We start from the raw sequence: 22,629 nt of genomic DNA, 5'->3' as shown, positions 1-22,629 counted from the left end.
TAAATACAGTTGTAGATATTTAGGAGGTCAACGATGGATGTACAATTTATAGTCTCATTTGCGTTAATCGCAGCTACATTCGGTCTTTATATTGGAATTGCTATTTACAATAAGGCAAAAGCGACATCAGATTTTTATGTAGCCGGCAGGGGAGTTCCTCCGGTTTTCAATGGAATGGCAATCGGGGCAGACTGGATGAGTGCTGCTTCTTTTATCGGTATGGCCGGGACAGTTATGGTCCTGGGTTACGATGGTTTAGCCTATATTATGGGGTGGACAGGCGGTTACCTGCTTCTAACCTTCCTATTAGCACCACAACTCCGAAAATACGGCCGGTATACAGTTCCGGAATTTATTGGAGACAGATATCGAAGCGATACAGCAAGGCTGATTGCAGCTGTTGCTACGATTATCATTAGTTTTACATACTCCGTCGGCCAGTTGTCAGGTTCTGGGGTCGTTATTGGTCGTCTATTGGAGGTCAATGCGGCTATCGGTACTTTGATTGGGGTCGTTTTAATTGCCTTTTACTCTGCACTTGGAGGAATGAAAGGGATTACCTGGACCCAGGTGGCACAGTACATTGTGTTAATTACCGCATACCTGATCCCGGTTATTTTTATGGCGTTGCAGCTTACCGGGAACCCTATGCCGTGGGTCTCTTATGGTCAAGTAATTGATGAACTCCGTGTACTTGATCAGGAACTTGGTATAACAGAGTACGTAGTTCCATTTACAGAAGGTACGAAATGGCAGTTTCTTGCATTAATGTTTACATTGATGGCGGGAACAGCTGGTCTTCCACACGTTATCGTTCGTTTTTATACGGTTTCTACTATGAAAGCGGCTCGCTGGAGCGGGGCATGGGCGTTACTTTTTATTGGTTTACTTTACCTATCGGCCCCTGCTTATGCAGCATTTTCCCGTTTCATTCTGATGACACAAGTAGCAGGATCAGCTATTAACGATTTGCCTACCTGGACAGCCTCCTGGGTAGATACAGGGCTGTTATCGGTGGCAGATACAGATGGAGATGGTGTACTGCAATGGCAGGAGATTGTCATCAGTAACGATATTGTAGTTATGGCGACACCAGAGATCGCTAATCTGGGTATATTCGTCATCGGTTTAATGGCAGCTGGTGCCATGGCTGCAGCATTATCCACTGCTGGTGGTCTTATGATCGCCATCTCAGCTGCGCTCTCTCATGATATTTACTATCGTTCCATCAACCCGAATGCAAGCGAAAAGAAGCGTCTGCTGGTTGGCCGCTGGTCGATTGTATTAGCTACTGTTATTGCTGGTTTGATTGCATTGAATCCTCCGGGGGCAATCACTCAAATTGTTGCCTGGGCGTTTGCGCTGGCTTCAGGTTCTTTCTTCCCGGCACTATTGCTAGGTGTTTGGTGGAAGCGTTCCAATGGTCCTGGGGTTATTGCCGGTATGATTGTCGGTTTATCAGTAACCCTCGGTTATATCTTCGCAGCTAAATATGGCGGATTTACTGTCCTTGGAATTATTGATACAGGGGCTGGTGTCTTCGGTGCAGCTGCGGCCATTTTAACTAATATTATTGTTTCATTGGCGACAAAAGAACCGACGCGTGAAGCTCAGGAAGAGGTCATTGATCTTCGTTATCCAGAGCAAATGACTTATCGAGATGGAGAGGTATGGATGGATGATTCACAAGACGTACCAAACTCCACCAAATAGTTGCCGGGTACGTGAAAAAGTCCGTCATCAGCCGCTTTTTCAGAAGCTTTCCGACGGTTATTTCCGGGAGCTGTATTCCCGTTGTGAAGAAAGAATGTACCCGGAAGGGGCGATCATCGCCCATGCCAGAAAACGGCGTGAGGGTATTTTGATCATTACTTCAGGGAATGCAGAAGTTTATGCAGCGGCTGAAGATAAAGACACAGGTGAAGTGCTGGAGGTTGTCCAGGAAGGAGGAATTCTTGGTCTTGGCAGCCTCAGCAATTTTCTCGGCATAAGTGAAGATGACACCTATGCTTATATGGTTGAGATCAGAGCGATTGAAACCGTAGTAGGGCTCTATATTCCTTATGAGGTACTGAAGGAATTATGGAGAAAAGAAGATATCCGTAATTATTTCCTTCACCAGGTAGTCTCCAGGCTGAAAGATGTCTATGTTTCCTTGGCGGAACAGGTAAGACTCGCTCATGAATTCGGGGAGAGCGAACCGTTTCTTTTACGGGTACAGGATATCATGACTCGGCCGGCAACTACTGTAGACCGTCATGTCACTATTCAGAAAGCAGCAGAAACGATGCTTAAAGAAGATGCAAGCTCTATTGTAATTACGAAGGATGGGAGCCTGGAAGGCATCATTACGGAGAAAGACTTCGTAAGCCGTGTCGTCGCTCGTAACAAAACGGTAAATGACCTGGCTGAAAGTATCATGACAGAGCAGCCATATCATATCCACCGCGCCGATTATTACTATCATGCGTTATCAGAAATGATTTTGAGAGGGGTTAAACATCTTCCCGTATTAGATGACGAAAAAAAGGTAGCAGGTATGATAACAATGGCTGATCTACTAAGAAAGAAAAATCGTCAAATGTTCTCTGCTTTAAAAAAGGTGGAGGAGACAGGAGCACATGAGTTAAACGAAGTAAAAAAGGAAATTTACGATATCTTAGCTTTACTTATTCGTGATAATGTACCTTCTTTGCATATATTGGATGTGCTTACTGAACTTTACGATCGACTGACTAAGCGGGCCGTAGCAATTGCTGTTGATACACTTAAGGTTCAAGGATTGGGGAGTCCTCCGGCAGCGTTTATCTGGTATCAAATGGGGAGCTCAGGGCGGGGTGAACAATTCGTCCTGACGGATCAGGATCACTTTCTTGTCTATGAAGAGGTCGAGGAGAACAAGAAAGAAGAGGTAGAAGACTATTTTTCACGACTTGGGAAAGAAATTACGAATAACCTGGAGAAAGCCGGGTACGAAAGATGTAAAGGAAATATGATGGCCAGTGAACCCATGTGGAGAGGATCGCTGTCCAAGTGGAGAGAAACATTGAGAAGGTGGTCCATGAGGTCGACCAATGACACATTACTTCTTGCTCAGAACTTCTTCTCTTTTCGTAAGTTGTACGGGTCAGAGGAGCTGCATGCAGATTTCCTTGAAACGGTACAGGAGGAGGTCAGACGTTCGAGTATCTTTTTATATCGGCTGGCTCAAGTGGAAAAAGAAAATCAGATTCCCAGTCTGGAACAGCCAATACGAGCACTTTTACGTATAGACCGTAAACAGTTGGATCTAAAAAGAGAAGTATTATTTCCATTTCACCATGCTTTGCAGATTTTATCGCTATCCAATCAGATTCTGGAAGGGACAACTTTAGAAAAATTAGGAGCCTTAGTAGAGAAAGACGTCATTACAGATTGGTTTGCAACTGATTTGAGACATGCCTTAACTCAGGTAATGGAATTTTATATTAAGCAAAAATGGGAGAGCATAACAGCAGGAAAGCCGCCGTCATCGATTCTTACTTTCTCCCAGCTTTCAACCAAAGAAAAAGAAAAATTGATACGGGCCTTGAAAGAGATGAGGAAACTGCAATCAACGATGTTAAGCCAGTACTCACTGTAAAGGTAAGGGAAGTGGAGGCGAGCAACTATGATAAAGAGAGCGAAACGATTTCATTTTGACTTGCAAGAGGATATTCCCTTATCAACCAGGCTGGAAGATGTCAGTTTTCAAGTAGTCGATACGGAGGCGACTGGTTTTAACGTGCAAAAGGAAGATCGGATGATAGAATTGGCTGCAGTTCCAGTTCGGAATCTTCAGGTGGAAAAAGAAAACGCCTATCAGACTTATGTCAATCCTGACCGTGAAATTCCTGGTAAAATCGTTAAGTTAACGGGTATACAAGATCGTGATGTACAGACAGCCCCGAATGCTTATCAAGTTATCAACCGTTTTTCGGAAATGATGGAAGATAATGCTGTCACCTGTCTGATTGGGCATCACATACAATTTGATATTACGCTGATGAAGTGTGAGCTTTCCAGGGAAGGATATAAATTTGTAAAACCGAGGGCAGTAGATACGTTGAGTTTATTAAGGTATTTATTTCCTACGGAAGGTGGGAAAGACTTAATGGATTATGCGGCCATGTTAGGCACAAAAATTTTCGAGCGACATACTGCTTTAGGTGATACGCTGACTACGGCTTATCTTTTCTGTGAAGCCATCCGTATGATTCAAGAAAGAGGTCATGGTACCTGGGGAGATCTTTTGCAAGTAACAGCTGTTAAAAGCAGAATGTTTTATTGAAACACAAAGAAGACGAACTCTTCGAAAAATAGAGTTCGTCTTCTTTTTATGTTTTGATGAATCCTTCTTCTTTAAGATAAGCTTCTGCTTCGTTATAGGTCTCGAAGCTTTCTTCTAGCATCTCTCCAGTATAAATATTCCAGAAGTAATCTTCCTGAACCAGCAACAGTGATTGGTTATCAGGACCTGTCCATGTCTGTTCATGGGATATTTCAGCGTCTGTTGATAAGTTTCCGATAGCAGCAGTAATAATGTCGCGTAGTTGGTTTTCGGTGTAATTCCTAATATTGACTAAACCTTTTGAATCAGCGTCATACTCACTCAGTTGACCGGTATAAACAAAACCATTCCCGTTAGGGTGAAGGTGGTACACTACAACTGTTTTATCATACACGCTTGGATAATAATGATAGTTCACTCGCCCGAGTGACACCTCTTTACGTGTCAATTGTGGAAACTCCTCAATGATTGAAATTTTTTCATTAAAGCTTAGCATAAAACTCCTCATTTCTTATCCCGTTCTAGAATCATCTGCTAATTATAGCATAAACCCTGAACGAGAGGAAAACTCTTCTATAATGCGGAAGAGCATATTTATATAATTCTTATTTCCTAAAACCTTCGATACCTTAATCTTGACAGAAAGCGTTTTCTTTTATAATATACCAATAGGGGTTACCGTGTTTTTTTCTGTGAAGGGGGAGATAATAAAATAACTATAAGTATAAAACGGTAATCTGATCAAAAATAAATATAGAGACGACTAAACGATATGGAGGATAAGGACATGAAAAAAATCAGAACAAGAGAAAATTGTCCAGTATGTCAACTGCCATTAGAAATAGATTTGACAGAAGCCAATAAGCATATCGTGGTTAAACAATGTCCTAAGCAACACTTCAAGAAGGAAATTCTTCCATTGCTTGGGACAACCTTTGAATATTATAGAAGTGAAGATGAAACTGTTGTTAAAGGTGTGGGAATTGATGTTTAAAAATCTCTATCAAAATCATTGGTTAGCGAATTATAATAAAGACTTCTTAAAAAGTGACTTTTCAGCAGGACTGATTGTAGCCATCATGTTAATCCCGCAAAGCATGGCTTATTCCATGCTGGCGGGATTACCACCTGTGATCGGTTTATATGCTTCTACAATACCTTTGCTTATTTATGCGCTGTTAGGATCTTCGCGACAACTTGCTGTAGGACCTGTTGCAATGGTTTCTCTACTGGTATTATCGGGGGTTTCCACGTTAGCAGAGCCAGGATCAGATGAGTTTATTGCCTATGCTCTGTTACTTTCCTTAATGGTTGGTGTCATTCAGTTGAGTATGGGACTATTCCGATTAGGGTTCATTGTTAATTTTCTATCTCATGCTGTAATCAGCGGCTTTACCTCAGCTGCGGCATTGATTATTGGCTTCAGTCAGTTAAAACATTTATTGGGGGTAAGTGTAGAAGGCGAAAACGTCTTTGTGATGCTTTTTAATTCATTAAGACGAATTGGAGAAGTCAATTGGATTACATTTGCCATCGGTATTGCAAGTATTCTTGTCCTGCTTTTCTTCAAAAAGAAAATGCCAAAGTTCCCTGCTCCTTTATTAGTGGTGGTAGGAAGTACGCTTGTCGTATATTTCTTCAACCTTGAAGCACATGGTGTCAGTATTATCCGTGAAGTACCTGGTGGACTTCCTGCTTTCAGTATTCCAGGTTTCAGTATGGAATCAATATCTGCTTTATTGCCGATTGCTTTGACTATTTCCTTCGTAGGTTTTATGGAGTCCATTGCGGTTGCAAAGACCATTGCATCGAAAGAAAAATATAAAGTTGATTCCAATCAGGAATTGACTGGTCTGGGAGCGGCTAACATCGTAGGATCATTCTTTTCCGCATCTCCCGTGACCGGTGGTTTTTCACGTACTGCTGTCAACTATCAGGCTGGAGCAAAGTCGGGGTTGGCATCAATTATTACAGCACTACTGATTTTACTGACATTGTTGTTTTTTACAGATTTATTTTACTACCTGCCTAATGCTGTTCTTGCAGCAATCATTATGGTGGCAGTATTCGGTTTGATTGATGTGGAAGAAGCGAAACACCTCTTCCAAATTAAAAAATCGGATGGGTGGGTACTGGTAATTACATTTTTGGCAACATTGCTTACCAGTATTGAAGCGGGAATCTTAATTGGTGCAGGAGTATCCTTGCTTCTTTTCATTTGGAGATCCGCATATCCTCATACGGCAGAACTCGGTTATATAGAAGAGGAAGGGGTATTCAAAAATATTGATCGATATTCCAATGCGAAATTATTTGAACACACCTTGATATTCCGTATTGATGCTTCTTTATATTTTGCGAACCTTGCTTTCCTGGAAGAGCGTATTCGTAAAGAAATAAGCGAAAAACCGGATATCAACCGGGTGATACTTGACTTTTCTGGTGTGAATGCGATTGATGCAGTAGCGATTGATGAACTGGAAAAATTGATGAATGAATATGAAGAAGCAGGAGTGGAGTTCAACATTGCTCATGTTAAAGGCCCGGTAATGGATTACTTGAAAAAAGCGGGTTGGGATAAGAAGTATCAAGGTAAGATAGAATTTTTAACCTTACAGCAAGCACTGGCCTCCTCAAAGGGATCCTTTCATGTATCCTGATCCATTTTAAAGGTGGAATGAGCAGTACAAGTGAAGTATGAAAAAGCATGCAGAGGAATCCACGATTCCTCTGCATGCTTTTGGTATTTTTATTTATCTTTGGCGATGGTCCCGAGGAAAAAGCCATCTACTTCTGACAGCTTGCCACGCCATAAGAATTTTCCTTTAGAAGGGGTAGGATTGCTATCGCCACAATATACCTGGGCTTCTTTTAAGTGAATAAACTGCGCTTCGTCTGAGCTGCTTTTTTCAGCAGTTTCACTGGCACTTCTTAATTGATCACTTAGTGATTGTGCTACGTCATTCCCATCCTCAAAGCTTTCGCTGATTTTATCGAAATAGCTCTGAGCTGAGATGGTAGTTCCAGTGACAAGCGCCCCATTGACGTTCAACGTAATTGCTAAATTGAAATCATGTTTATTAGCCGCTTTGACATACATGGAGAGTACATCATCATTACTCATAACCGCTACCTCCTATTTGCTGAAGATTACTTCGCCGTATCGTCGTTTGTTTTAAGGGTAGTTTCTCCTTCATCTTTTTTATTGGAGTTACCTTTTGTCTTAGAAGTAGTTTGCTTATTTTTCTGCTTGTTTTTTTCTTCGTTAGTATTCTGATCTTGCTGCTTATTCTCTTGCTTATTTTGTTCTTTGCTTTCCGTTTGCTTCTCTTGAGAAGTATCCGCTTCTGTGGTTGCTGCAGCTTCATTTTGACCTTCAGCAGTTTGCTCCTCAGTAGACTGTTCTTCCTGGGATTGTTCATTATCCTTGTTTTTCTTGAACTTATCTTTTAACTGCTGAGATTTTTCTGTAGCTGTATTTTTCCAATCTGTACATTTTTCGCGAGTGGAATTGCTGAAGTCTTTGCATTTACCGACAGCTGTAGTTGTCTGGGTAGAGATATCATTTCTTAGATCCTTACCAGCTTTCGGTGCAAACAACAGACTAGTTGCTGCTCCGACTACACCTCCGATAATTGTACCAGTTGCTACGTCTCTTTTACCTAATGCTCTCTTAGCTTTCTCTGCCTGATTTTTTACTTCTTCTTTTGCTTGTTGTGTTTTTTGTTGTTCTGCCATGATAAATTCCTCCTTAAGTGTAATTAAATATAATTAAAATATTAGTAAATATTATACTAAACGATTGTCTTGTCCTGCTTTCTTTTCTAACTCTTCAATTCGCTTTTGCAGCTCATCATTTTCTTCTTTCAGTTTTTGATCCTCTTTATTAGCGGCTTTGGAGTTCAGGTAAGGATCTGTTTCCCACCAATCCATACCGATTTCTTTCGCTTTATCGACGGATGCTACAATTAAACGGATCTTAATGGATAAAAGTTCAACATCCGCGATGCCTACCCTTATATCTCCTGCGATGACAACACCTTTATCTAAAACAGTTTCCAGCACATCTACCAGATTGCTAGATTGGGTAGATTGTTCAATAGCCATGTGCGCCACCTCCTTGAAGTGTGCTTAAAGTAAGTTGCCTAATGGTCCTAAGTCGATGTTTAAGTCTTCATCATCTAAATCAAAAATTTCCTTAAGTTCATCCATTTTGACTTCCAGGTTCATCAAGGCGACTCCAAGACGCTCGATTTCTTCTTCAGTCAGGGTGCCGCCATCGACTCTGCGGAGTGCCTGTCGCTCGACCAGCTGACGTAACAATTCTATAACTGTTAATACCAGCTGTGCCAATCCCTGTTCGGCACCTTGTTCATCCAGGCTGATTCTCCCGCTTTTTTGGGGGCGGTGATCAAGTTTTTGTGACATGGTCCAACGCCTCCTTCTCTTTTTCGAATTGCTCAGAGGATAACTGCCCATCGCCATCGAGTTTAGACTGTACGAGTGTCTCAACGGATGATATCAATACTCTGAGATCAAGGTAGACCAAATCAATACCTGCAATCGATATGATAAGGTCGCCTTTAATTGCTACGCCCTTATCAAGTACGACATCCAACACATCGATAAGTCCTACATCTTTATTTTCAAACTCTTGTCTATGTGACATGAATCCCCCTCACTTCACTTCAGTTTCGAAAAATGGTAAGCAGGCCATGGACCGGTCAATTCAAGGGTAAATCCTGCTTCTTTCCATTCTTTCTGCAGCTGCTTTACCTTACCCAGAAACTCTTCTGCTTCTTGATTTTCGAGCAGGTAAACGCTGTTCCAGCACATTTCATCGGTTCTTCCGGTTACATCTTTATTCCAATTCTTCTTGATATCCGTCTTCACGCTGTAAGTTACCAACTGATCATGGATGGAAGAGGATTGTTGCTCTTTATCCTTCTCCAGTTCTTGATCAATGAGTCGGTCCAATTTGCGTTTCTCTAAATATTGCCTGCCTGGCGACATGTGTTCCAATTCTTTTTTCTTCTCTTCTATAGTCAAATTGTGAGCAGCGGTACGCTTCCTGAGCGAATCGTTGTCACAATAAATTTTCAGGTTCCATTCTTCTTTACCCTTCAGCCAGGATAGTAATCCGTCCATTTCCTGGTAATGGTTGGTAAGCGTTTCTTCCAAGTTGGTTTTACTGGTATAGATTGTTGCGAATTTCATCGGGATTACTGTATAGCTTTCATGAAGCCTCATAACCGCTTCGTGATGATGGAAAGCTTTTTCATGAACCCACTCAACATCTGAGGTCTTTTCCTCCAGTGCAGATTCATTGTAGTCACTTTCTTCTAAGTCGCACACAATTGCCTGGATTCCATCGAAGGCGATGGGATACCATTCATGCTGTTCATCTAATCCTTTGAAAGAGGGAAGAGGAGTTTGATTTAGTTCGTCTGTTGGTATGATTCCATATAAATATTTTAGTTCAGCCATATTGCTTCCTCACTTTCAGCGTTTGGTCAACTCGTTCCATTGTTCCATTTCTTTTTTCTTCGCTACCTCGTAACGAACAAGCAATTCTTCTTCTTGTGCTTTAAAGACATCCTCAGGGATTTCTTCAAGTTCATACATCATTTGCAGGTGAACCAATTTCTTTTGAATCGTTTCCAAGTCATATAACTCTTTATCCACTTCTTCCTTTACCTTTTCTCCTACTTTTACGACGAGATTCAATGGGGAAGTGAATAGTTTTTGGATCATGAAGGTTCCTCCACTTTAAGTTTGATATTGATGAAATTATACGCAGGCCAAGGACCTGTGTACTTGAAATCAACCTTATCTTTCCACTTTTCGTGAAGCTCATTGACTTTTTCATCAAATCTTTCTTCCATATCCTTTTCAACCAGGTAGGCGCCATTCAGTAACATTTTTTCTCCAATAGGCTCATTGACTTCACTGGCTACTGCCAAGGGCGTTAATTTTTCATGAATTTCAGCTTCTGCTTCTTTTTGAAGCGATTGAAAAAACTTAGTTGCCATTTCCCCCAGCTGAATACGATCAAAATATCCTGCTGATTCTGATTTAGACTGAACCGTTTCTTTTTGCTTTGCTACTTTTGAATCTTTAGCAATTTCTTTTTCCAGCCAGTCTTTCTTACCAACCACTTTCAAGCCTAATTCAATTTTTCCTTTAATTTTAGGGAAAAGAGTTTCTAGCTGTGGATACAAACTCTTTGTCAAAGCAACTACATCTTCTTTGGAATGAAAAACGTTACCAAAGCTGATCGGTACGACCGTATCCATCTTCTGCATGATATCTGATATTACATTCTGGTGCATCATCAGATTTTCTTTACTCGGATGGTAGATTTTCATGGGCATCTCTGCAGCTACCATTGCTGCATCATCATAGTGGATGGTAAAAACTTCTCTAGTTTCACCTTCAAAGTCTATGGCTCCAAAATCATGCTCTTCATTTGTTTGTATGGCACAAAATATATAAACTCCTGTTTCGTTTTCCATTTCACTCACCCGACTTTAATTTTTTTACAAGCATCCAGCAGTTTCTCTTTAAGCTGGGGCTGTTCTTCTTTTGGTGTACAAGTCTGTAATGGGAACCATGTAATATCAAGGCATAATTCCTGGAATTCATAATCATTTCCATCGATAGGTATATCATGTTTCTCAGCCATTTCAGCAATCATGATGGAAGCCCTTAAGCTGGGCCCTTGCACTTGATCATTGCTTTCACATAACTCTCTGGCAGTTACCACAAATTCTACAATGGATTCTGCGGATTCCCGGGATAGATTCGTTTTGCTGATAACAGCAGTAACCTCGGCCTGATGATCCATTTGATTTAAAGGCAGCGTAACCATACGATCCAATAATGCATCTTGTGATTGAAAGACCCCGGCATATTCTGCAGGATTACTTGTAAAAATCACTGAGAATTCCGGATGGACGCGTACAAATGATTCTCTTCGTTTAGTCCCGTATAAAGGAAGGATTCTTTCTTCTAGTATAGACAAGAAAATGTTATTTGCTTCCGGCTGAGATCTGGTAAATTCATCATATACAAGCGTATAGCCATGTTTCACGGCCTCCAGCAACTTTCCATCCGTCCATGACTCAGTAACATTCTCTTCTGTTTTATAGACAGTACGAATAAAGTTATCCTTCACCTTACTACTTTGATAACCGGTAAAGGCACCAATCAAATCTTCATTCGACAACTCTTTATTACCATTTAGAAGCATAACAGGCCGGTTTCGCTGTTTAGCTATATGAAGAGCGAGTGTTGTTTTACCAATCCCCGACGGACCAGTAAAGTGGACAGGATAACCGGATGAAAGGTACCGTAATGATCGTTTAATCAACCCTTGATAATAGGAAGAATGTTTATATACTTCATTGTTGATATGAGGCTGTTGTCTTACTTCTTTCAATACGGTCATTCGTTTATCCTCCTAATTCATCTAATATCCAGGGTGGTCATGATGATTGCTGTTCTTCCAAGTCACTACGGTATCTTAAACTGATTCTGGAGAAACCGGTTATTTCGGCATCTTCATCTAAGAACACTTCATAAAGACCGATCATTTGATCGTTGGCATATTTCTTCATATATTCCTTTTCCTCAATAACTTCTACCATTGCTTTCCAGCCTTGCTGTTTCTCTTCACTGTCCTCATCCTTATGCTTACGGACAGAAATGATTTTATGAGGCGGTGCTATATTCTCTGTGAAAAATTGATTTACTTCATCCATTACCTTCATAATCTTCACGATCACCCTCACCTTTTATTAATTAAAATAGGGAGGAGTCAGAGGAATTCTCTGACTCCAATCCATTTAAATGCTGAACCCACTGCGTTCATTTTGAGAATTAGATTGGCTTTCTGTACGAGCTGATAATCTGTCAGAAAGTCCTTCTTCTTCTACTTCGTCACGTAATAGTCCAACCGCTTCTGCGTAACGCAACCAAGTATCTACACTTGCAATAACTACACGTGCTTCTACTGTAATTAATTCAATACCTACTACTGAAACGCGGGCAAATGCGTCGATGACAATCCCTTTGTCTAAAATACGGTCAATAACCTCTGCCAAGCTACTGCTATCGGTTGATTTTTGTACTGCCATAAATAAAATACCCCTTTCTTTAATTTCCTAACTGGAAGATTTTGTATTTGAAGGGTGTTTGATATCTTTGGCGCTTTTGATATCAGTGGAACTTTTAATATTGTTAACACCTTTAATGTCATTAGCGCCTTTAATATCATTAACCCCTTTTATCTTATCTTGTGAACTTCCGCCGGTTTTCTCTTTCATCTTGTCTTGAAAGTCCTCACCAGCTTCTTTTACCCCAGATAACTTCTCTCGAAACTTCAGCAATGCATTTTGTGCTTTTTCCTGTACTTTTTCGGCATTAGAATGCACTTTTTCTGCATTTTCTTCCTGTGCCTCTTGTAAATTCTCTGATGCTTCATTGACTTTGCTCTGTATACTTTCCTTAAACTGTTCTTTCATCTGATCGGCCATTTCATCTTTTACTTCTTGTTCTGTTTCTTCTTTTAGATCACTAGGGTCATCGGCCCGATCGACGATTCTTGCCACTCTTGGCATTTTATCTTCCACAAATTCAGAGGTTTGCTTAGCGCCTTTTTTTATCTTCTTCCTGAATTTTGGGAGAAGCAGGGAAGAAGCGGCAAGTGTAAGTCCACCAGCTAAACTAGTGGCTCCCGCATTTTCTTTCATCTTATCCGTTTTACTCATGCACGACCTCCTTTTCGAATACTCCCAAATTGTAAAAGATGTGATGACCCTTACTGTTCTTGATACCCCCATTGTGACATTAGGAAAACTAGGTCAAAACTAGTGTCTTGAAGAATTGGAATAAAATTCTTGGAATATTAAAGCTAGAAGTTGACGAAAAGAGGATTAATGCCGCTTAAAGAGAAAAATATTACAGAAATTACAAAAAGATTATATTAGTAAAATGTTGATTTATTATCTAAAAAAACGGTTATGGGTTTTGTGAAGGATAAATTAAAAATATACCTGATTCGAAAGGAGTAGGATAATATGGATAAGATACTCTTTATACAAACTGGTATGGGGATTGATGTACATGGTCAAAACGTAACCAAAGCTTCACTTAGGGCCATTCAGGACGCCATTAATTTCAACTCCATGCCGGGTATCGAAGAGGCTCTGCCTGAAAAATCCTTAGATAGTATGAAGGTAAACGTCAAACTTGCCATACCTCGTGATCAAGATCAATTAGATGAAAACGAAGTCAAAGAGGCTATCCCCTATGGCACTGTATCGGTAGAAGTAGTGGAAGGTGGCATGGCCACGACAAGTGGGATCATTTTAGAAGATAAAGAAGACAGCAATGATCTCATGTATATGGTAAATGCTTCTATTGAAGTGGGGTACTAAAAATCAATATGAAAGGCCGGCTCTTATATGAGCCGGCCTTTTTATATGGAACAATCCTTTAATCAAGTCCCATTGGGGCTGGTATAGAATAATGCCTTGAACACATAATAACTGTAATGAAATAAGAAAAGGGGTGGGATAATGGGCAGAGACGATCATCGTAAAGCAAATGGGAAAAATGATTCATCACTTCCACAAACACCAAAATATGAAAAGAAAGCTCATGCGCTTGATATTGAATTTTCAGAAGAATTAGCTGACCATGAAGATAAAGAAGCGCTAGCGCGCTCACAAGCAGCAGATGCACGTATGAATAATAAAGACTAACACTAAAAAGCCAGCCTTTTCCTTTGAAACGTGAGAGGAAAGAGGCTGGTTTTTTTATAGTTATAACGAAAAAGCAGGTTATAACTAATTTACGATAAATAAAGGAATTGTCAATATGGATGGAGAAAGAGACGAGGGGGGTGAAAACAATGACCTATCAGTTTGAAGGAATCGATCACATACAATTGGCCGCTCCTGCAAATTGTGAAGAACAAGCGAGAAAGTTCTTTGGTGAAATTTTAGGGATGGAAGAATTAGAAAAGCCTCCCGAATTAAAGAAAAGGGGAGGCGTATGGTTCAGCTGTGGTATTCATCAGCTGCATATTGGAGTGGAAAATAATTTCCAGCCTGCCAAAAAAGCTCATCCAGCATTGGTCGTAAAGGATATCAAACACTTGATGAATCATTTAATTGACCAGAATGTGCCTTATCAAGAGGATGATAACTTACCGAATGCAAGGCGGCTATATATGGAAGACCCGTTTGGCAACAGAATAGAAATATTAGAGTGGCAGAGTTGACGCATTGCGTCAACTCTGAATCAATTTCTTCTGAGGATTTCTTGTAAACCGATCCAAATAGCGGATGCAATTGATATCGGAATCGACTGGGTATTTATAAACCTGTTCATAAGTTTCATGCCCCTTGCCGGTAATAATAATCCAATCCCCTGGGCGAGCGTAATCCCACGCTGACTTTATTGCTTTCGTTCGATCATAAATCACTTTCCCCGCACTGTTTCCGTAATGCTTGTGCAAATCATGGAGTTCCCTTTCCATAGCGGCAGGTGTTTCTCCATATAAATCGTCCCCGGTTAAGATGTAGCGCGAGGTATTTGAGGCGCTAACTTTTAACATTTCTTTTCTCTTCGTCTGATCTCTTCCGCCACGGAAGCCAAATATATGAACAATTCGTTTGGCACCTTCTTTTTTAGCAGTATGAAAGATATTTTCAAGTGCATCCGCCGTATGAGCATAGTCGACGATGATAGTAGCTCCATTCGGGTGCCTGTATTCCTCGAAACGACCTGGCACGTGCAGCTTTCGTGCTAGGGTGTCGGTTATCGAATTCCATTCAATACCTGCCAGATATGAGGTGTAAGCAGCGAAAGTAGCATTATGAAAATTATGGACACCAGGCATCTGTAGTGAAAGGGGCCATTGCTCGCCGTTTACAGTCACATAATTTTGTTCAGGCTGAACAATCACATCATCCTGTTCTGAAGAATTTACCGTGTAGACCTGTTTTCCTTCATCTCTCAGACGTTCTGACAGTTGCTTTCCCCAGCCTTGTCCCGTATAAATAACAGCTTTACCATCTGATTTCAGTTGCTGAAAAAGACTCGCCTTTGTTTCAAAATAGTCTTCCATGCTTCCATGGTAGTCCAAATGGTCATGTGCAAGGTTTGTAAACACCAGATGATCAAAGTAAAGACCATGAACCCGGCCTTGTCTAATCCCGTGGGAAGAGACTTCAAGAATGGCGACATCATCATTACTCTGTGCCAGAAGTTTATATAGTGTCAAAGGGCCCGGGGTAGAATTTGAGGATGGATATGCTTTTTTATTGATAATATAAGAGACTGTACCAAAAGTGGCACACGAGTATCCCGCTTGTTCGAAGATACTCTTCAGCATATAGGTCGTCGTTGTTTTTCCATTTGTCCCGGTGATTCCAATTATTTTAGGTAAAGGCTTATCTTTCATGTAGAAAGCTTTTGCTATTTGAGCCAATGCTTTTCTACTGTCTTTAACCTGTATATATGGGAAGTCAGCATTGGCAATTTCTTTTTCCCCAATGACTAATGATGCTCCTCTTTCTACAGCGCTATCTATGTAATTGTGGCCATCGGTAGTATGTCCTGGCACAGCCACAAACAAAGTCCCTTGTGCTACTTCACGGGAATCACAAGAAATATCACCAATGTGGACAGACATTGCTGATGGGTTGGGGGTATGATCTAATTGTATATTTGTAAGTAGTTCAGCAGCTTTCATGAGCATGTATCTCCTTCATGGGTCGTGGATGAATTTATACTATTGTATAGACAAATCTAATGCTCTTCAAACTCGAACAATAGAATCACTTGTATTATTGTATCTCTTTCTCTTGTTTTCATCAGCAATTGTAATAAAAATTTAGTTAAAGAAACAGGAATGTAATCTGAATTCCTGTTTTATACAGTTTATTTTGTTCAAACTTTATAGAATATATGGTAAAATCGTAAATTGTATTACTCAAGTAGTGTGTTTTGGTTTATTTTTTTAATTTAATATCACAATAACATTAAAAGGAGGAATACAGATGAAAAATCTACGTAATTACTTAACAATGTTAGCCTTGGCGGCTGTACTTATTTTAGCAGCCTGCGGTGGAGATTCTGATGATGAAGGCAATGCCGGGGGAGATAGTGAAGAAAAAGGAACTATCAATATCGGCATGAACAACTGGGCCGAAAATGTTGCCGTTTCTAACATGTGGAAAATCGTATTAGAGGAAAAAGGATACGACGTTGAATTGAATAACGTGGAAAAAGGTGCGTTATATGAAGCGTTGTCTTCCGGCGATATCGATATCGGTATGGAAATTTGGCTGCCTAATACGGATAAGCCTTTTTATGAAAAGTTTGAAGATGAAATCGATTGGCGGGAAACCTGGTATGAAGGTACAGATTTAGCTTTAGTGGTACCATCTTATGTAGAAGAAGTAAATTCAATTGAAGATTTAAATGAACATAAGGAAAAATTTGATTCAACGATAGTCGGTATTGATGCAGGTGCCAGTATCATGGATCTGACCGATCAGGTCATCAATGAGTATGATCTTGACTATTCATTATCTTCCTCATCAGAGCCAACGATGATATCTGAATTGAAAAATAGTATGGAAGATGAAGAGCCGATTGTTGTGACCCTATGGAAGCCTCATTGGACTTTTGCAGAAATGGATTTGAAAATTTTGGAGGATCCAAAGAACATCTATGGCGATTCTGAAAACATTTCTTATGCAGCACGTAAAGGACTGGAAGAAGATCAGCCGGAAGTTGTAGAGTGGTTTGATAACTTCATGCTGAACGATGATCAGTTAGGAAGTTTGATGGCAGAAATCAACGAAGCAGGTTCTCCTGAAGAAGGAGCGGAAACATGGTTAGAAGATAACCGGGATCTCATTGAAGAATGGACCGGAAGCTCTGAATAATACGAATAATAAGGCCTGTTCCAGGAAAAAGGAACAGGCCTTATTTTGATTTGATCTGTTAAATTTCCTTGGTGATTTTACATGAAAGCTCCCTTTTACTGAAGACTCAGTTTCAGGATATGTTGTTTCCGTTACGATAGTAACGGTTGGGGGGGGCGGGAAATCACTCGCTTCCCATAGGCGTACTGTGAGCTTCCTAAGGCTTCGTCTGATGCCTTCGGCTTGTTTTGTTTTTTTCTTCCTATATAAAAGGGGATAGGAGCGTCAACACAGAATATGTTTACCATACCTAAACGGGAAGGGGAAGGTAAAAGAATATGAGGGAGAGGATCATAATTCTTGGACTGTTTCTATTGATGGCATGGCCGGCTGAGATTTGGGCAGGATCGTTTGGCAAGGATGACCCATCAGGAGTGCCGGGTCAGTGGTACGTCGGTGAGGACCCCGCCGATATTGATGAAAACAAAGCACCAATTGTATTTATTCATGGATTGAATAGTTCCTCAGCTACATGGTGGAAAGAAAATGATATGTATGAGACAGCTTATACAAATGGCTATCAGACAGCATTCATCGACTTGTATCCCGATAAAAATATGTGGAACAACGGAGAACTGCTTGCGGAAAAGCTTGGTGAAATATACGAACATTTTGGGAAAAAAGTAGTACTGGCAGCTCATAGTAAAGGCGGTGTAGATGCACAGACAGCCTTAATTTATTTTGGTGCCGATGAGTATGTGGAACGGGTGGTCACACTTTCAAGTCCTCATCATGGCTCGGAACTGGCGGATTTAGCCCATAGTGAGGGTGCCAGTTGGCTTGCGGATATTATAGGTAATAAAAATGAAGCAACACAATCTTTGCAAACAGGTTATATGGCTTATTTTCGAGATATAACGGATAGAGAGCCCGGTATTGAAAATACCTCGATGTACACCTTTGGTGGAACCGGATGGGGGCCTGCGTGGGGTTCTCTGTTTTGGGGAGGTTTATACTTAAGTCAATACGGTTCCAATGATGGGGCAGTAACCGTATCGAGTTCCCGTTTGCCGTATGCGGAGGAAATTAGGGTTGATGATTGGACTCATTACACCATCAAAGAAGGAAATGCAACGTTCAACCTTTTTCAACCCTATTTACAAACCTCTTCTTTGCAGAGTAATGTCCAAATGGAAAGTTTATCTCCACATTCCGCTGCAACATTTCATAGGGGGGGAAAGTTCAAGCGACAAAAGACAGAAACATTTCATATAGAAGAAAACGTAGAATCTGTTACCATACAATGGACGAGCAGCTCCCCGACAAGTGACCTTACGTTGTTCAGTCCAAAAGGGAAGCAATTTGACCAGTTTCGTACCTCAAGAGACCAAAGCAGTTACTTTCATGGTGCTTATAACCATACGATGACGATAGAAAATCCCGGGCATGGCTTATGGCGCATCCAGGCTCACTCTGCTGATAAGGAAGCCTATTTGTTAAATGTTCATTTTCAAAGTGATATCAATGAAAATTTAAACTTGAAAGTTCATGGAAAGAATAATCCCCAGGTCCGTCTTCTTACAGGGAAAGATACAGTGAGTAATGTCAGGACCACACTTACACTTGGTCACGAGTCTTTTAAAAGCCCGGATAGAGTAAAAACTTCAACTATAGATATGGCTGCTGACGGTACGATCTTTTTAAGAGGAATGGAGAAAGGGGTTTATAACATAACGGCTCAGGTGAGAGGTGAAACACAAATGGGCAATAAGTTTAACCGTTCCATTGTCCAAACCCTTTATATAGATGATAAAGGGAATGTGTATTGGAGATGATTTTTTGTTGGGGATTTATTCCTTCTGCAAGGCTTCTGCGCTTGGCTTAAAGCACCTTTCGATTGCGTGGGGTGCTTTTTCTTTATGAAATTTAAGTGAGCAGGTTTGAGTACTAGACAACGCGGTTACATAACTAGTAGACAAACAGTTTTTATAAAGGAGTAGATGGAGCCTTATGGATATGAATAAAGAAATTAAGAAGTTAGAAAGTGTTTATTTAGAAAAGCCTCAGCGTGTATTCAGCATGTATTTAAATACAGATCCTTCTGACCCGGACCAGCAAGGCGGGGAATGGAAAATACACTTGAAGAATGGTTTGAATAACTTTGAGAGTTATCTTCAAGAAGATGGTGACTCTGATGAAAAACGAAATTTCTGGGCAGTTAAAGAGAAGGTAGAAAACTTTGTGAAAGAAAATGAACAGAATTTCCGTAAAAGTCTGGTTATCTTTGCTACAGCAGATGATTCTATCTGGTTCGCCGAACGTTTCCAAATGCCAGTAGAAACAGAATTCCACTGGGAGGAAACTGCTAAAGTGGATCAGTTGAAAAAAATGTACGATAGCTTCCCTAAAACCGGAATTATACTGACCCAAAAAGAAGCGATAAAAATCATGGACACAGAACTGGGGACATTGAAAGATTCACAAATGTTCGAACTGGATTTGAATACAGAAGATTGGAAGCAATATACGACCCACCCAGCCCAGGCACCTAAGGGAGACAGCAGCCGCAGCACACCGCAGGAACAATACAAGGAGCGTTTTGAAGCTAACCGTTATCGCTGGTATAAGAGCCTTGCGCCTAAATTGGATAAGCTTGCGAAAGACAGGCAGTGGGAGCGTATCTATCTAGTTGGTGATAAAGAGGAAGCAGATGATTTGAGAGATAACATGAATAAGGAAGTTACGGACATCGTCAATAAAAACATGCTTGACCATGAAGAAATGAAAGTCATCGATGAAGTCGTATCGCAATAAATGAAAAAATGCTTGCAGGAAATTCCTGCAAGCATTTTTTTAAATTTCGGCTTTCGACTTTAGGTCTTCTGGGTAAGTCTAGTATTTGATTGGGGAACCAGGTCCTAAATCGATTCCGAACATCATCCATACGATTAGCATGATGGTCCATGCTATCAAGAAGACGATACTGTATGGAAACATAACAGAAATCATGGTTCCAATTCCCATCTTTTTATCATATTTTTGAGCAAATGCAATGATGATCGCAAAGTATGTCATCAATGGGGTAATAATATTGGTTGTTGAATCGGCTACCCGATATGCCATCTGTGTCAATTCAGGTGAATATCCCAGCTGCATCATAATTGGAACGAAAATAGGGGCCATCATCGCCCATTTAGCGGAAGCACTACCGATGAACAAGTTGATGATGGCAGACACCACGATAAAACCTAGGATCAATGGAATACCGGATAAATTGGCAGCCTCTAAAAATTCAGCTCCATACACACCAATGACAAGCCCCATATTAGTTTCGGAGAAATAAGCAACGAATTGACCTGCAGTAAATGCAAGAACAATAAACATACCCATAGCAGCCATCGTATCGGAAAGCTGATTCGCTACATCTTTATCGTTTCGGATTTCTTTTGTTGCAATCCCATAAAACAAGCCAGGGATGAAGAATAGAATCGTAATGATCGGTACAAGTGAACTCATAAAAGGTGACTGGATGATACTTCCATCATCTCCCCGCAATGGAGCACCTGAAGGAACAATTAATAATGCGGTAAGGATGATTGCAATAGCTACTGAAATACCTGCCCACTTTAAGCCCTTTTTCTCTGTAGCGTCCAAGCCTTTCAGGTCCTCACGGTATTCTCCTTTGTATTCCCCTAAGCGTGGTTCGACTATCTTTTCAGTGACCCATGCGCCAACAATAGATAAAAGGAAAACAGATACTATAATAAAGTAGTAATTCATGGCGATATTCATTGTTTCCGCATATGCAGGATCTATAATCGCAGCGGCATCGATTGTCAATTCGCCAAGCATGGCGTCCGTTGCGGATAAGAATAAGTTGGCACTGAAACCTGCTGAAACCCCGGCAAACGCCGCTGCCAGACCTGCAAGAGGATGACGCCCGATAGCAGCAAAGATAACCGCTCCTAATGGTGGCAAGACAACATAACCGGCATCAGAAGCTACACTGGACATTACCCCTGCAAAAACAAGGCCGAAGGTGATCAAACGTTGTGGTACAGATAAGACAAAACCTCTTAGCAAGGCACTGATCAGGCCTGTCCGCTCAGCAATACCAATACCAAGCATTGTGACCAATACAACCCCTAATGGTGCAAACCCGATGAAGTTTTCCGTCATACTGGAGAAAAGGTATTGGATTCCTTCTTTATTCATGAGGTTTTTTACTTCAACCATTTCTCCTTCTTCACCAGGGTGTTCTACTGAAATTCCCAGACTCGACACTATGCCAGATAGAACAATTACTAAAAGTGCTAGAACAGCAAATAAGGTGACTGGATGAGGAAGTTTATTACCAACCGTTTCGATTCCATCCAAAAACCGCTGGAACATCCCCCTTTTTTTAGTCGCCATATCAATACTCCTTTCCTAACAAAAAAACTAAAATTCTGAAAAATAATTTTAGATTTCTGGTTTTGTAATTTTTTGTCGAATACTAGTATATACACTAAAAATAATAATTTAAATACGTTTGAAAAAAATAGAAACTTTCAAGCAATTCAGATAATAAGAAACCGCTTACATGGTCATAGGCACATATAATGCGACTAAGTTCGATATAACCCCCAATGTTATACAAGGCGATCTTTTATATGGTACGATTGAAAAAATAGTCTTTTAGGTGTGAAAAAGGAGATGAATTATGTATATCGTCGACTCAACGGTGACAGTTCCTGACCATAAAGCTGAGGAATTAATAGAAATTTATAATAATAGAAGCAGATCAGTAGATCATTCAGAAGGCTTTCGTTCTTTTCAGTTATTACAAAATGATAAACGGGCGGGAGAGCTGACTGTTCATATGGAATGGGAGACAAAAGAAGATTACTTGAAGTGGGTGCGGAGTGAAGATTTCAAACGGATTCATGAATTAGAAAAGAATTATCCAGATCAGGAGCTGGCAGGTATTGTACCTAAAGTATCCCGCTATAAGGTTGTTGCCAGATGAAAGTGTCCGAGAAGACTAAATTGGTTGACCGTGTAGTCGGCGATATTTATCAGACTTATCCAGGTCTAATCGATAAATTCGGGGAAAATGGCAGACGACGGACCATAGAAGATAACTATCATCATCTTGATCACCTTGATACAGCATATCAGATGGGCACCAGTACATTTTTTGTGGATTATACTTTATGGCTGAACAGTGTTTTGACTTCCAGGGGAGTAGGTACTGAATTAATTGTTGATAATTATGAAAGGCTTATCAAAGGCATGGAAAATGCGGCTTTTGAATCTTCTGATGAACGAGATGCTTATTTGGAGTATTTACAGGCAGGAATAGAAGAACTTAAGACCCTGTCGTAAGTGAGGTGT

28 protein-coding genes are annotated in these 22,629 nt (G+C 40.5%); 13 read left to right on the top strand and 15 right to left on the bottom strand.

From position 1 onward, the window contains the following. The first annotated feature begins 33 nt into the window (after nt 1-33). Genes B9Y67_RS05910 through B9Y67_RS05900 form a run of 3 tightly spaced genes read left to right on the top strand, consistent with a single transcriptional unit; the run spans nt 34 to nt 4,309 of the window. Nucleotides 34-1,713 (top strand): sodium:solute symporter family protein, encoded by a 1,680-nt coding sequence (locus tag B9Y67_RS05910; RefSeq protein ID WP_085505846.1) that lies wholly within the window; start codon nt 34-36, stop codon nt 1,711-1,713. Beyond that, nucleotides 1,679-3,622: a DUF294 nucleotidyltransferase-like domain-containing protein gene (locus B9Y67_RS05905; protein WP_176223922.1), complete on the top strand. Its 1,944-nt coding sequence runs from the start codon at nt 1,679-1,681 to the stop codon at nt 3,620-3,622. Before B9Y67_RS05910 ends, B9Y67_RS05905 begins: the two co-directional genes overlap by 35 nt. Nucleotides 3,623-3,649: 27 nt before the next feature. Beyond that, complete coding sequence (locus B9Y67_RS05900) at nt 3,650-4,309, top strand: 3'-5' exonuclease (protein ID WP_085505844.1); 660 nt, start codon at nt 3,650-3,652, stop codon at nt 4,307-4,309. A 46-nt stretch (nt 4,310-4,355) separates the two neighbouring features. On the opposite strand, the gene B9Y67_RS05895 is transcribed toward B9Y67_RS05900, so the two are convergent. Further along, nucleotides 4,356-4,805: a hypothetical protein gene (locus B9Y67_RS05895; protein WP_085505843.1), complete on the bottom strand. Its 450-nt coding sequence runs from the start codon at nt 4,803-4,805 to the stop codon at nt 4,356-4,358. A gap of 291 nt (nt 4,806-5,096) precedes the next feature. Between B9Y67_RS05895 and B9Y67_RS05890 the strand changes: the two genes are divergently transcribed. Continuing rightward, complete coding sequence (locus B9Y67_RS05890) at nt 5,097-5,303, top strand: hypothetical protein (protein WP_085505842.1); 207 nt, start codon at nt 5,097-5,099, stop codon at nt 5,301-5,303. Continuing rightward, nucleotides 5,266-6,969 (top strand): SulP family inorganic anion transporter, encoded by a 1,704-nt coding sequence (locus tag B9Y67_RS05885; RefSeq protein WP_254901724.1) that lies wholly within the window; start codon nt 5,266-5,268, stop codon nt 6,967-6,969. Before B9Y67_RS05890 ends, B9Y67_RS05885 begins: the two co-directional genes overlap by 38 nt. 89 nt (nt 6,970-7,058) lie before the next feature. Here B9Y67_RS05885 and gvpU read toward each other — a convergent pair whose 3' ends face one another. From gvpU to gvpQ, 12 genes are all read right to left on the bottom strand, one after another. Continuing rightward, a complete protein-coding gene (gene gvpU / locus B9Y67_RS05880; RefSeq protein WP_085505840.1) occupies nt 7,059-7,433 on the bottom strand; it encodes a gas vesicle accessory protein GvpU in 375 nt (124 codons plus the stop codon). 26 nt (nt 7,434-7,459) lie between these two features. Next, complete coding sequence (locus tag B9Y67_RS05875; RefSeq protein ID WP_085505839.1) at nt 7,460-8,047, bottom strand: YtxH domain-containing protein; 588 nt, start codon at nt 8,045-8,047, stop codon at nt 7,460-7,462. Between the two features lie 51 nt (nt 8,048-8,098). After that, nucleotides 8,099-8,416 carry a gas vesicle protein gene (locus B9Y67_RS05870; protein WP_085505838.1) on the bottom strand — a complete coding sequence of 106 codons (318 nt, stop codon included), beginning with the start codon at nt 8,414-8,416 and terminating at the stop codon, nt 8,099-8,101. Between the two features lie 24 nt (nt 8,417-8,440). Next, nucleotides 8,441-8,737, bottom strand: a complete 297-nt coding sequence (locus tag B9Y67_RS05865; RefSeq protein ID WP_139823744.1) for a gas vesicle protein K — start codon at nt 8,735-8,737, stop codon at nt 8,441-8,443. Then, nucleotides 8,721-8,978, bottom strand: coding sequence for a gas vesicle protein (locus B9Y67_RS05860; RefSeq protein ID WP_062441022.1), 258 nt, complete (start codon nt 8,976-8,978; stop codon nt 8,721-8,723). The genes B9Y67_RS05865 and B9Y67_RS05860 overlap by 17 nt, the downstream gene beginning before the upstream one ends. A gap of 14 nt (nt 8,979-8,992) precedes the next feature. Continuing rightward, nucleotides 8,993-9,796: a GvpL/GvpF family gas vesicle protein gene (locus B9Y67_RS05855; RefSeq protein WP_085505836.1), complete on the bottom strand. Its 804-nt coding sequence runs from the start codon at nt 9,794-9,796 to the stop codon at nt 8,993-8,995. Nucleotides 9,797-9,811: 15 nt separating this feature from the next. After that, nucleotides 9,812-10,063, bottom strand: a complete 252-nt coding sequence (locus B9Y67_RS05850) for a gas vesicle protein GvpG (protein ID WP_085505835.1) — start codon at nt 10,061-10,063, stop codon at nt 9,812-9,814. Continuing rightward, complete coding sequence (locus B9Y67_RS05845; RefSeq protein WP_176223962.1) at nt 10,060-10,824, bottom strand: GvpL/GvpF family gas vesicle protein; 765 nt, start codon at nt 10,822-10,824, stop codon at nt 10,060-10,062. The genes B9Y67_RS05850 and B9Y67_RS05845 overlap by 4 nt, the downstream gene beginning before the upstream one ends. Before the next feature lie 5 nt (nt 10,825-10,829). Continuing rightward, a complete protein-coding gene (gvpN, locus tag B9Y67_RS05840) occupies nt 10,830-11,759 on the bottom strand; it encodes a gas vesicle protein GvpN (protein WP_085505833.1) in 930 nt (309 codons plus the stop codon). Nucleotides 11,760-11,796: 37 nt separating this feature from the next. After that, a complete protein-coding gene (gene gvpO, locus B9Y67_RS05835) occupies nt 11,797-12,090 on the bottom strand; it encodes a gas vesicle protein GvpO (RefSeq protein WP_085505832.1) in 294 nt (97 codons plus the stop codon). Between the two features lie 66 nt (nt 12,091-12,156). Then, complete coding sequence (gvpA, locus tag B9Y67_RS05830) at nt 12,157-12,447, bottom strand: gas vesicle structural protein GvpA (protein WP_062441008.1); 291 nt, start codon at nt 12,445-12,447, stop codon at nt 12,157-12,159. A gap of 27 nt (nt 12,448-12,474) precedes the next feature. Further along, complete coding sequence (gene gvpQ / locus B9Y67_RS05825) at nt 12,475-13,080, bottom strand: gas vesicle protein GvpQ (protein WP_085505831.1); 606 nt, start codon at nt 13,078-13,080, stop codon at nt 12,475-12,477. Nucleotides 13,081-13,389: 309 nt separating this feature from the next. Here gvpQ and B9Y67_RS05820 point away from each other — a divergent pair, with 309 nt between their 5' ends. From B9Y67_RS05820 to B9Y67_RS05810, 3 genes are all read left to right on the top strand, one after another. Beyond that, nucleotides 13,390-13,749, top strand: coding sequence for a Lin0512 family protein (locus B9Y67_RS05820; protein WP_062441000.1), 360 nt, complete (start codon nt 13,390-13,392; stop codon nt 13,747-13,749). 141 nt (nt 13,750-13,890) lie between these two features. Beyond that, entirely contained in the window at nt 13,891-14,076 is a 186-nt protein-coding gene (locus B9Y67_RS05815) for a YfhD family protein (RefSeq protein WP_085505830.1), read from the top strand. Nucleotides 14,077-14,225: 149 nt separating this feature from the next. Then, nucleotides 14,226-14,597 (top strand): VOC family protein, encoded by a 372-nt coding sequence (locus B9Y67_RS05810; protein ID WP_085505829.1) that lies wholly within the window; start codon nt 14,226-14,228, stop codon nt 14,595-14,597. Between the two features lie 9 nt (nt 14,598-14,606). On the opposite strand, the gene B9Y67_RS05805 is transcribed toward B9Y67_RS05810, so the two are convergent. Beyond that, nucleotides 14,607-16,073: a UDP-N-acetylmuramoyl-L-alanyl-D-glutamate--2,6-diaminopimelate ligase gene (locus tag B9Y67_RS05805; RefSeq protein ID WP_176223921.1), complete on the bottom strand. Its 1,467-nt coding sequence runs from the start codon at nt 16,071-16,073 to the stop codon at nt 14,607-14,609. A 307-nt stretch (nt 16,074-16,380) separates the two neighbouring features. Here B9Y67_RS05805 and B9Y67_RS05800 point away from each other — a divergent pair, with 307 nt between their 5' ends. The 3 genes from B9Y67_RS05800 to B9Y67_RS05790 all read left to right on the top strand — a co-directional run bounded on the left by B9Y67_RS05800 (nt 16,381) and on the right by B9Y67_RS05790 (nt 20,067). Beyond that, nucleotides 16,381-17,274: a glycine betaine ABC transporter substrate-binding protein gene (locus B9Y67_RS05800; RefSeq protein ID WP_085505827.1), complete on the top strand. Its 894-nt coding sequence runs from the start codon at nt 16,381-16,383 to the stop codon at nt 17,272-17,274. Nucleotides 17,275-17,591: 317 nt separating this feature from the next. Then, a complete protein-coding gene (locus B9Y67_RS05795; protein ID WP_085505826.1) occupies nt 17,592-19,088 on the top strand; it encodes an esterase/lipase family protein in 1,497 nt (498 codons plus the stop codon). Nucleotides 19,089-19,263: 175 nt separating this feature from the next. Further along, nucleotides 19,264-20,067, top strand: a complete 804-nt coding sequence (locus tag B9Y67_RS05790; RefSeq protein ID WP_085505825.1) for a VLRF1 family aeRF1-type release factor — start codon at nt 19,264-19,266, stop codon at nt 20,065-20,067. A gap of 78 nt (nt 20,068-20,145) precedes the next feature. Here the strand turns inward: B9Y67_RS05790 and B9Y67_RS05785 are convergent, their stop codons facing one another. Further along, the gene (locus B9Y67_RS05785) at nt 20,146-21,666 is read right to left on the bottom strand and encodes an AbgT family transporter (protein WP_085505824.1); all 1,521 of its coding nucleotides are present in this window, start codon (nt 21,664-21,666) and stop codon (nt 20,146-20,148) included. Between the two features lie 289 nt (nt 21,667-21,955). Between B9Y67_RS05785 and B9Y67_RS05780 the strand changes: the two genes are divergently transcribed. Continuing rightward, complete coding sequence (locus B9Y67_RS05780; protein WP_085505823.1) at nt 21,956-22,261, top strand: antibiotic biosynthesis monooxygenase family protein; 306 nt, start codon at nt 21,956-21,958, stop codon at nt 22,259-22,261. After that, nucleotides 22,258-22,620: a hypothetical protein gene (locus tag B9Y67_RS05775; RefSeq protein ID WP_254901723.1), complete on the top strand. Its 363-nt coding sequence runs from the start codon at nt 22,258-22,260 to the stop codon at nt 22,618-22,620. The genes B9Y67_RS05780 and B9Y67_RS05775 overlap by 4 nt, the downstream gene beginning before the upstream one ends. Nucleotides 22,621-22,629: the final 9 nt, after the last annotated feature.

This window comes from Thalassobacillus devorans (assembly GCF_900176565.1).
GTDB classification, from domain to species: Bacteria; Bacillota; Bacilli; order Bacillales; family Halobacillaceae; genus Thalassobacillus; species Thalassobacillus devorans_A.
This window is presented reverse-complemented; position numbering and strand designations above follow the sequence as displayed.

What these genes read in the sequence shown, in the direction of transcription:
- B9Y67_RS05910 (WP_085505846.1), top strand. Translation starts at nt 34, where the DNA reads ATGGATGTACAATTTATAGTCTCATTTGCGTTAATCGCAGCTACATTC.
- B9Y67_RS05905 (WP_176223922.1), top strand. Translation starts at nt 1,679, where the DNA reads ATGATTCACAAGACGTACCAAACTCCACCAAATAGTTGCCGGGTACGT.
- B9Y67_RS05900 (WP_085505844.1), top strand. Translation starts at nt 3,650, where the DNA reads ATGATAAAGAGAGCGAAACGATTTCATTTTGACTTGCAAGAGGATATT.
- B9Y67_RS05895 (WP_085505843.1), bottom strand. Translation starts at nt 4,805, where the DNA reads ATGCTAAGCTTTAATGAAAAAATTTCAATCATTGAGGAGTTTCCACAA.
- B9Y67_RS05890 (WP_085505842.1), top strand. Translation starts at nt 5,097, where the DNA reads ATGAAAAAAATCAGAACAAGAGAAAATTGTCCAGTATGTCAACTGCCA.
- B9Y67_RS05885 (WP_254901724.1), top strand. Translation starts at nt 5,266, where the DNA reads ATGAAACTGTTGTTAAAGGTGTGGGAATTGATGTTTAAAAATCTCTAT.
- gvpU (WP_085505840.1), bottom strand. Translation starts at nt 7,433, where the DNA reads ATGAGTAATGATGATGTACTCTCCATGTATGTCAAAGCGGCTAATAAA.
- B9Y67_RS05875 (WP_085505839.1), bottom strand. Translation starts at nt 8,047, where the DNA reads ATGGCAGAACAACAAAAAACACAACAAGCAAAAGAAGAAGTAAAAAAT.
- B9Y67_RS05870 (WP_085505838.1), bottom strand. Translation starts at nt 8,416, where the DNA reads ATGGCTATTGAACAATCTACCCAATCTAGCAATCTGGTAGATGTGCTG.
- B9Y67_RS05865 (WP_139823744.1), bottom strand. Translation starts at nt 8,737, where the DNA reads ATGTCACAAAAACTTGATCACCGCCCCCAAAAAAGCGGGAGAATCAGC.
- B9Y67_RS05860 (WP_062441022.1), bottom strand. Translation starts at nt 8,978, where the DNA reads ATGTCACATAGACAAGAGTTTGAAAATAAAGATGTAGGACTTATCGAT.
- B9Y67_RS05855 (WP_085505836.1), bottom strand. Translation starts at nt 9,796, where the DNA reads ATGGCTGAACTAAAATATTTATATGGAATCATACCAACAGACGAACTA.
- B9Y67_RS05850 (WP_085505835.1), bottom strand. Translation starts at nt 10,063, where the DNA reads ATGATCCAAAAACTATTCACTTCCCCATTGAATCTCGTCGTAAAAGTA.
- B9Y67_RS05845 (WP_176223962.1), bottom strand. Translation starts at nt 10,824, where the DNA reads ATGGAAAACGAAACAGGAGTTTATATATTTTGTGCCATACAAACAAAT.
- gvpN (WP_085505833.1), bottom strand. Translation starts at nt 11,759, where the DNA reads ATGACCGTATTGAAAGAAGTAAGACAACAGCCTCATATCAACAATGAA.
- gvpA (WP_062441008.1), bottom strand. Translation starts at nt 12,447, where the DNA reads ATGGCAGTACAAAAATCAACCGATAGCAGTAGCTTGGCAGAGGTTATT.
- gvpQ (WP_085505831.1), bottom strand. Translation starts at nt 13,080, where the DNA reads ATGAGTAAAACGGATAAGATGAAAGAAAATGCGGGAGCCACTAGTTTA.
- B9Y67_RS05820 (WP_062441000.1), top strand. Translation starts at nt 13,390, where the DNA reads ATGGATAAGATACTCTTTATACAAACTGGTATGGGGATTGATGTACAT.
- B9Y67_RS05815 (WP_085505830.1), top strand. Translation starts at nt 13,891, where the DNA reads ATGGGCAGAGACGATCATCGTAAAGCAAATGGGAAAAATGATTCATCA.
- B9Y67_RS05810 (WP_085505829.1), top strand. Translation starts at nt 14,226, where the DNA reads ATGACCTATCAGTTTGAAGGAATCGATCACATACAATTGGCCGCTCCT.
- B9Y67_RS05805 (WP_176223921.1), bottom strand. Translation starts at nt 16,073, where the DNA reads ATGAAAGCTGCTGAACTACTTACAAATATACAATTAGATCATACCCCC.
- B9Y67_RS05800 (WP_085505827.1), top strand. Translation starts at nt 16,381, where the DNA reads ATGAAAAATCTACGTAATTACTTAACAATGTTAGCCTTGGCGGCTGTA.
- B9Y67_RS05795 (WP_085505826.1), top strand. Translation starts at nt 17,592, where the DNA reads ATGAGGGAGAGGATCATAATTCTTGGACTGTTTCTATTGATGGCATGG.
- B9Y67_RS05790 (WP_085505825.1), top strand. Translation starts at nt 19,264, where the DNA reads ATGGATATGAATAAAGAAATTAAGAAGTTAGAAAGTGTTTATTTAGAA.
- B9Y67_RS05785 (WP_085505824.1), bottom strand. Translation starts at nt 21,666, where the DNA reads ATGGCGACTAAAAAAAGGGGGATGTTCCAGCGGTTTTTGGATGGAATC.
- B9Y67_RS05780 (WP_085505823.1), top strand. Translation starts at nt 21,956, where the DNA reads ATGTATATCGTCGACTCAACGGTGACAGTTCCTGACCATAAAGCTGAG.
- B9Y67_RS05775 (WP_254901723.1), top strand. Translation starts at nt 22,258, where the DNA reads ATGAAAGTGTCCGAGAAGACTAAATTGGTTGACCGTGTAGTCGGCGAT.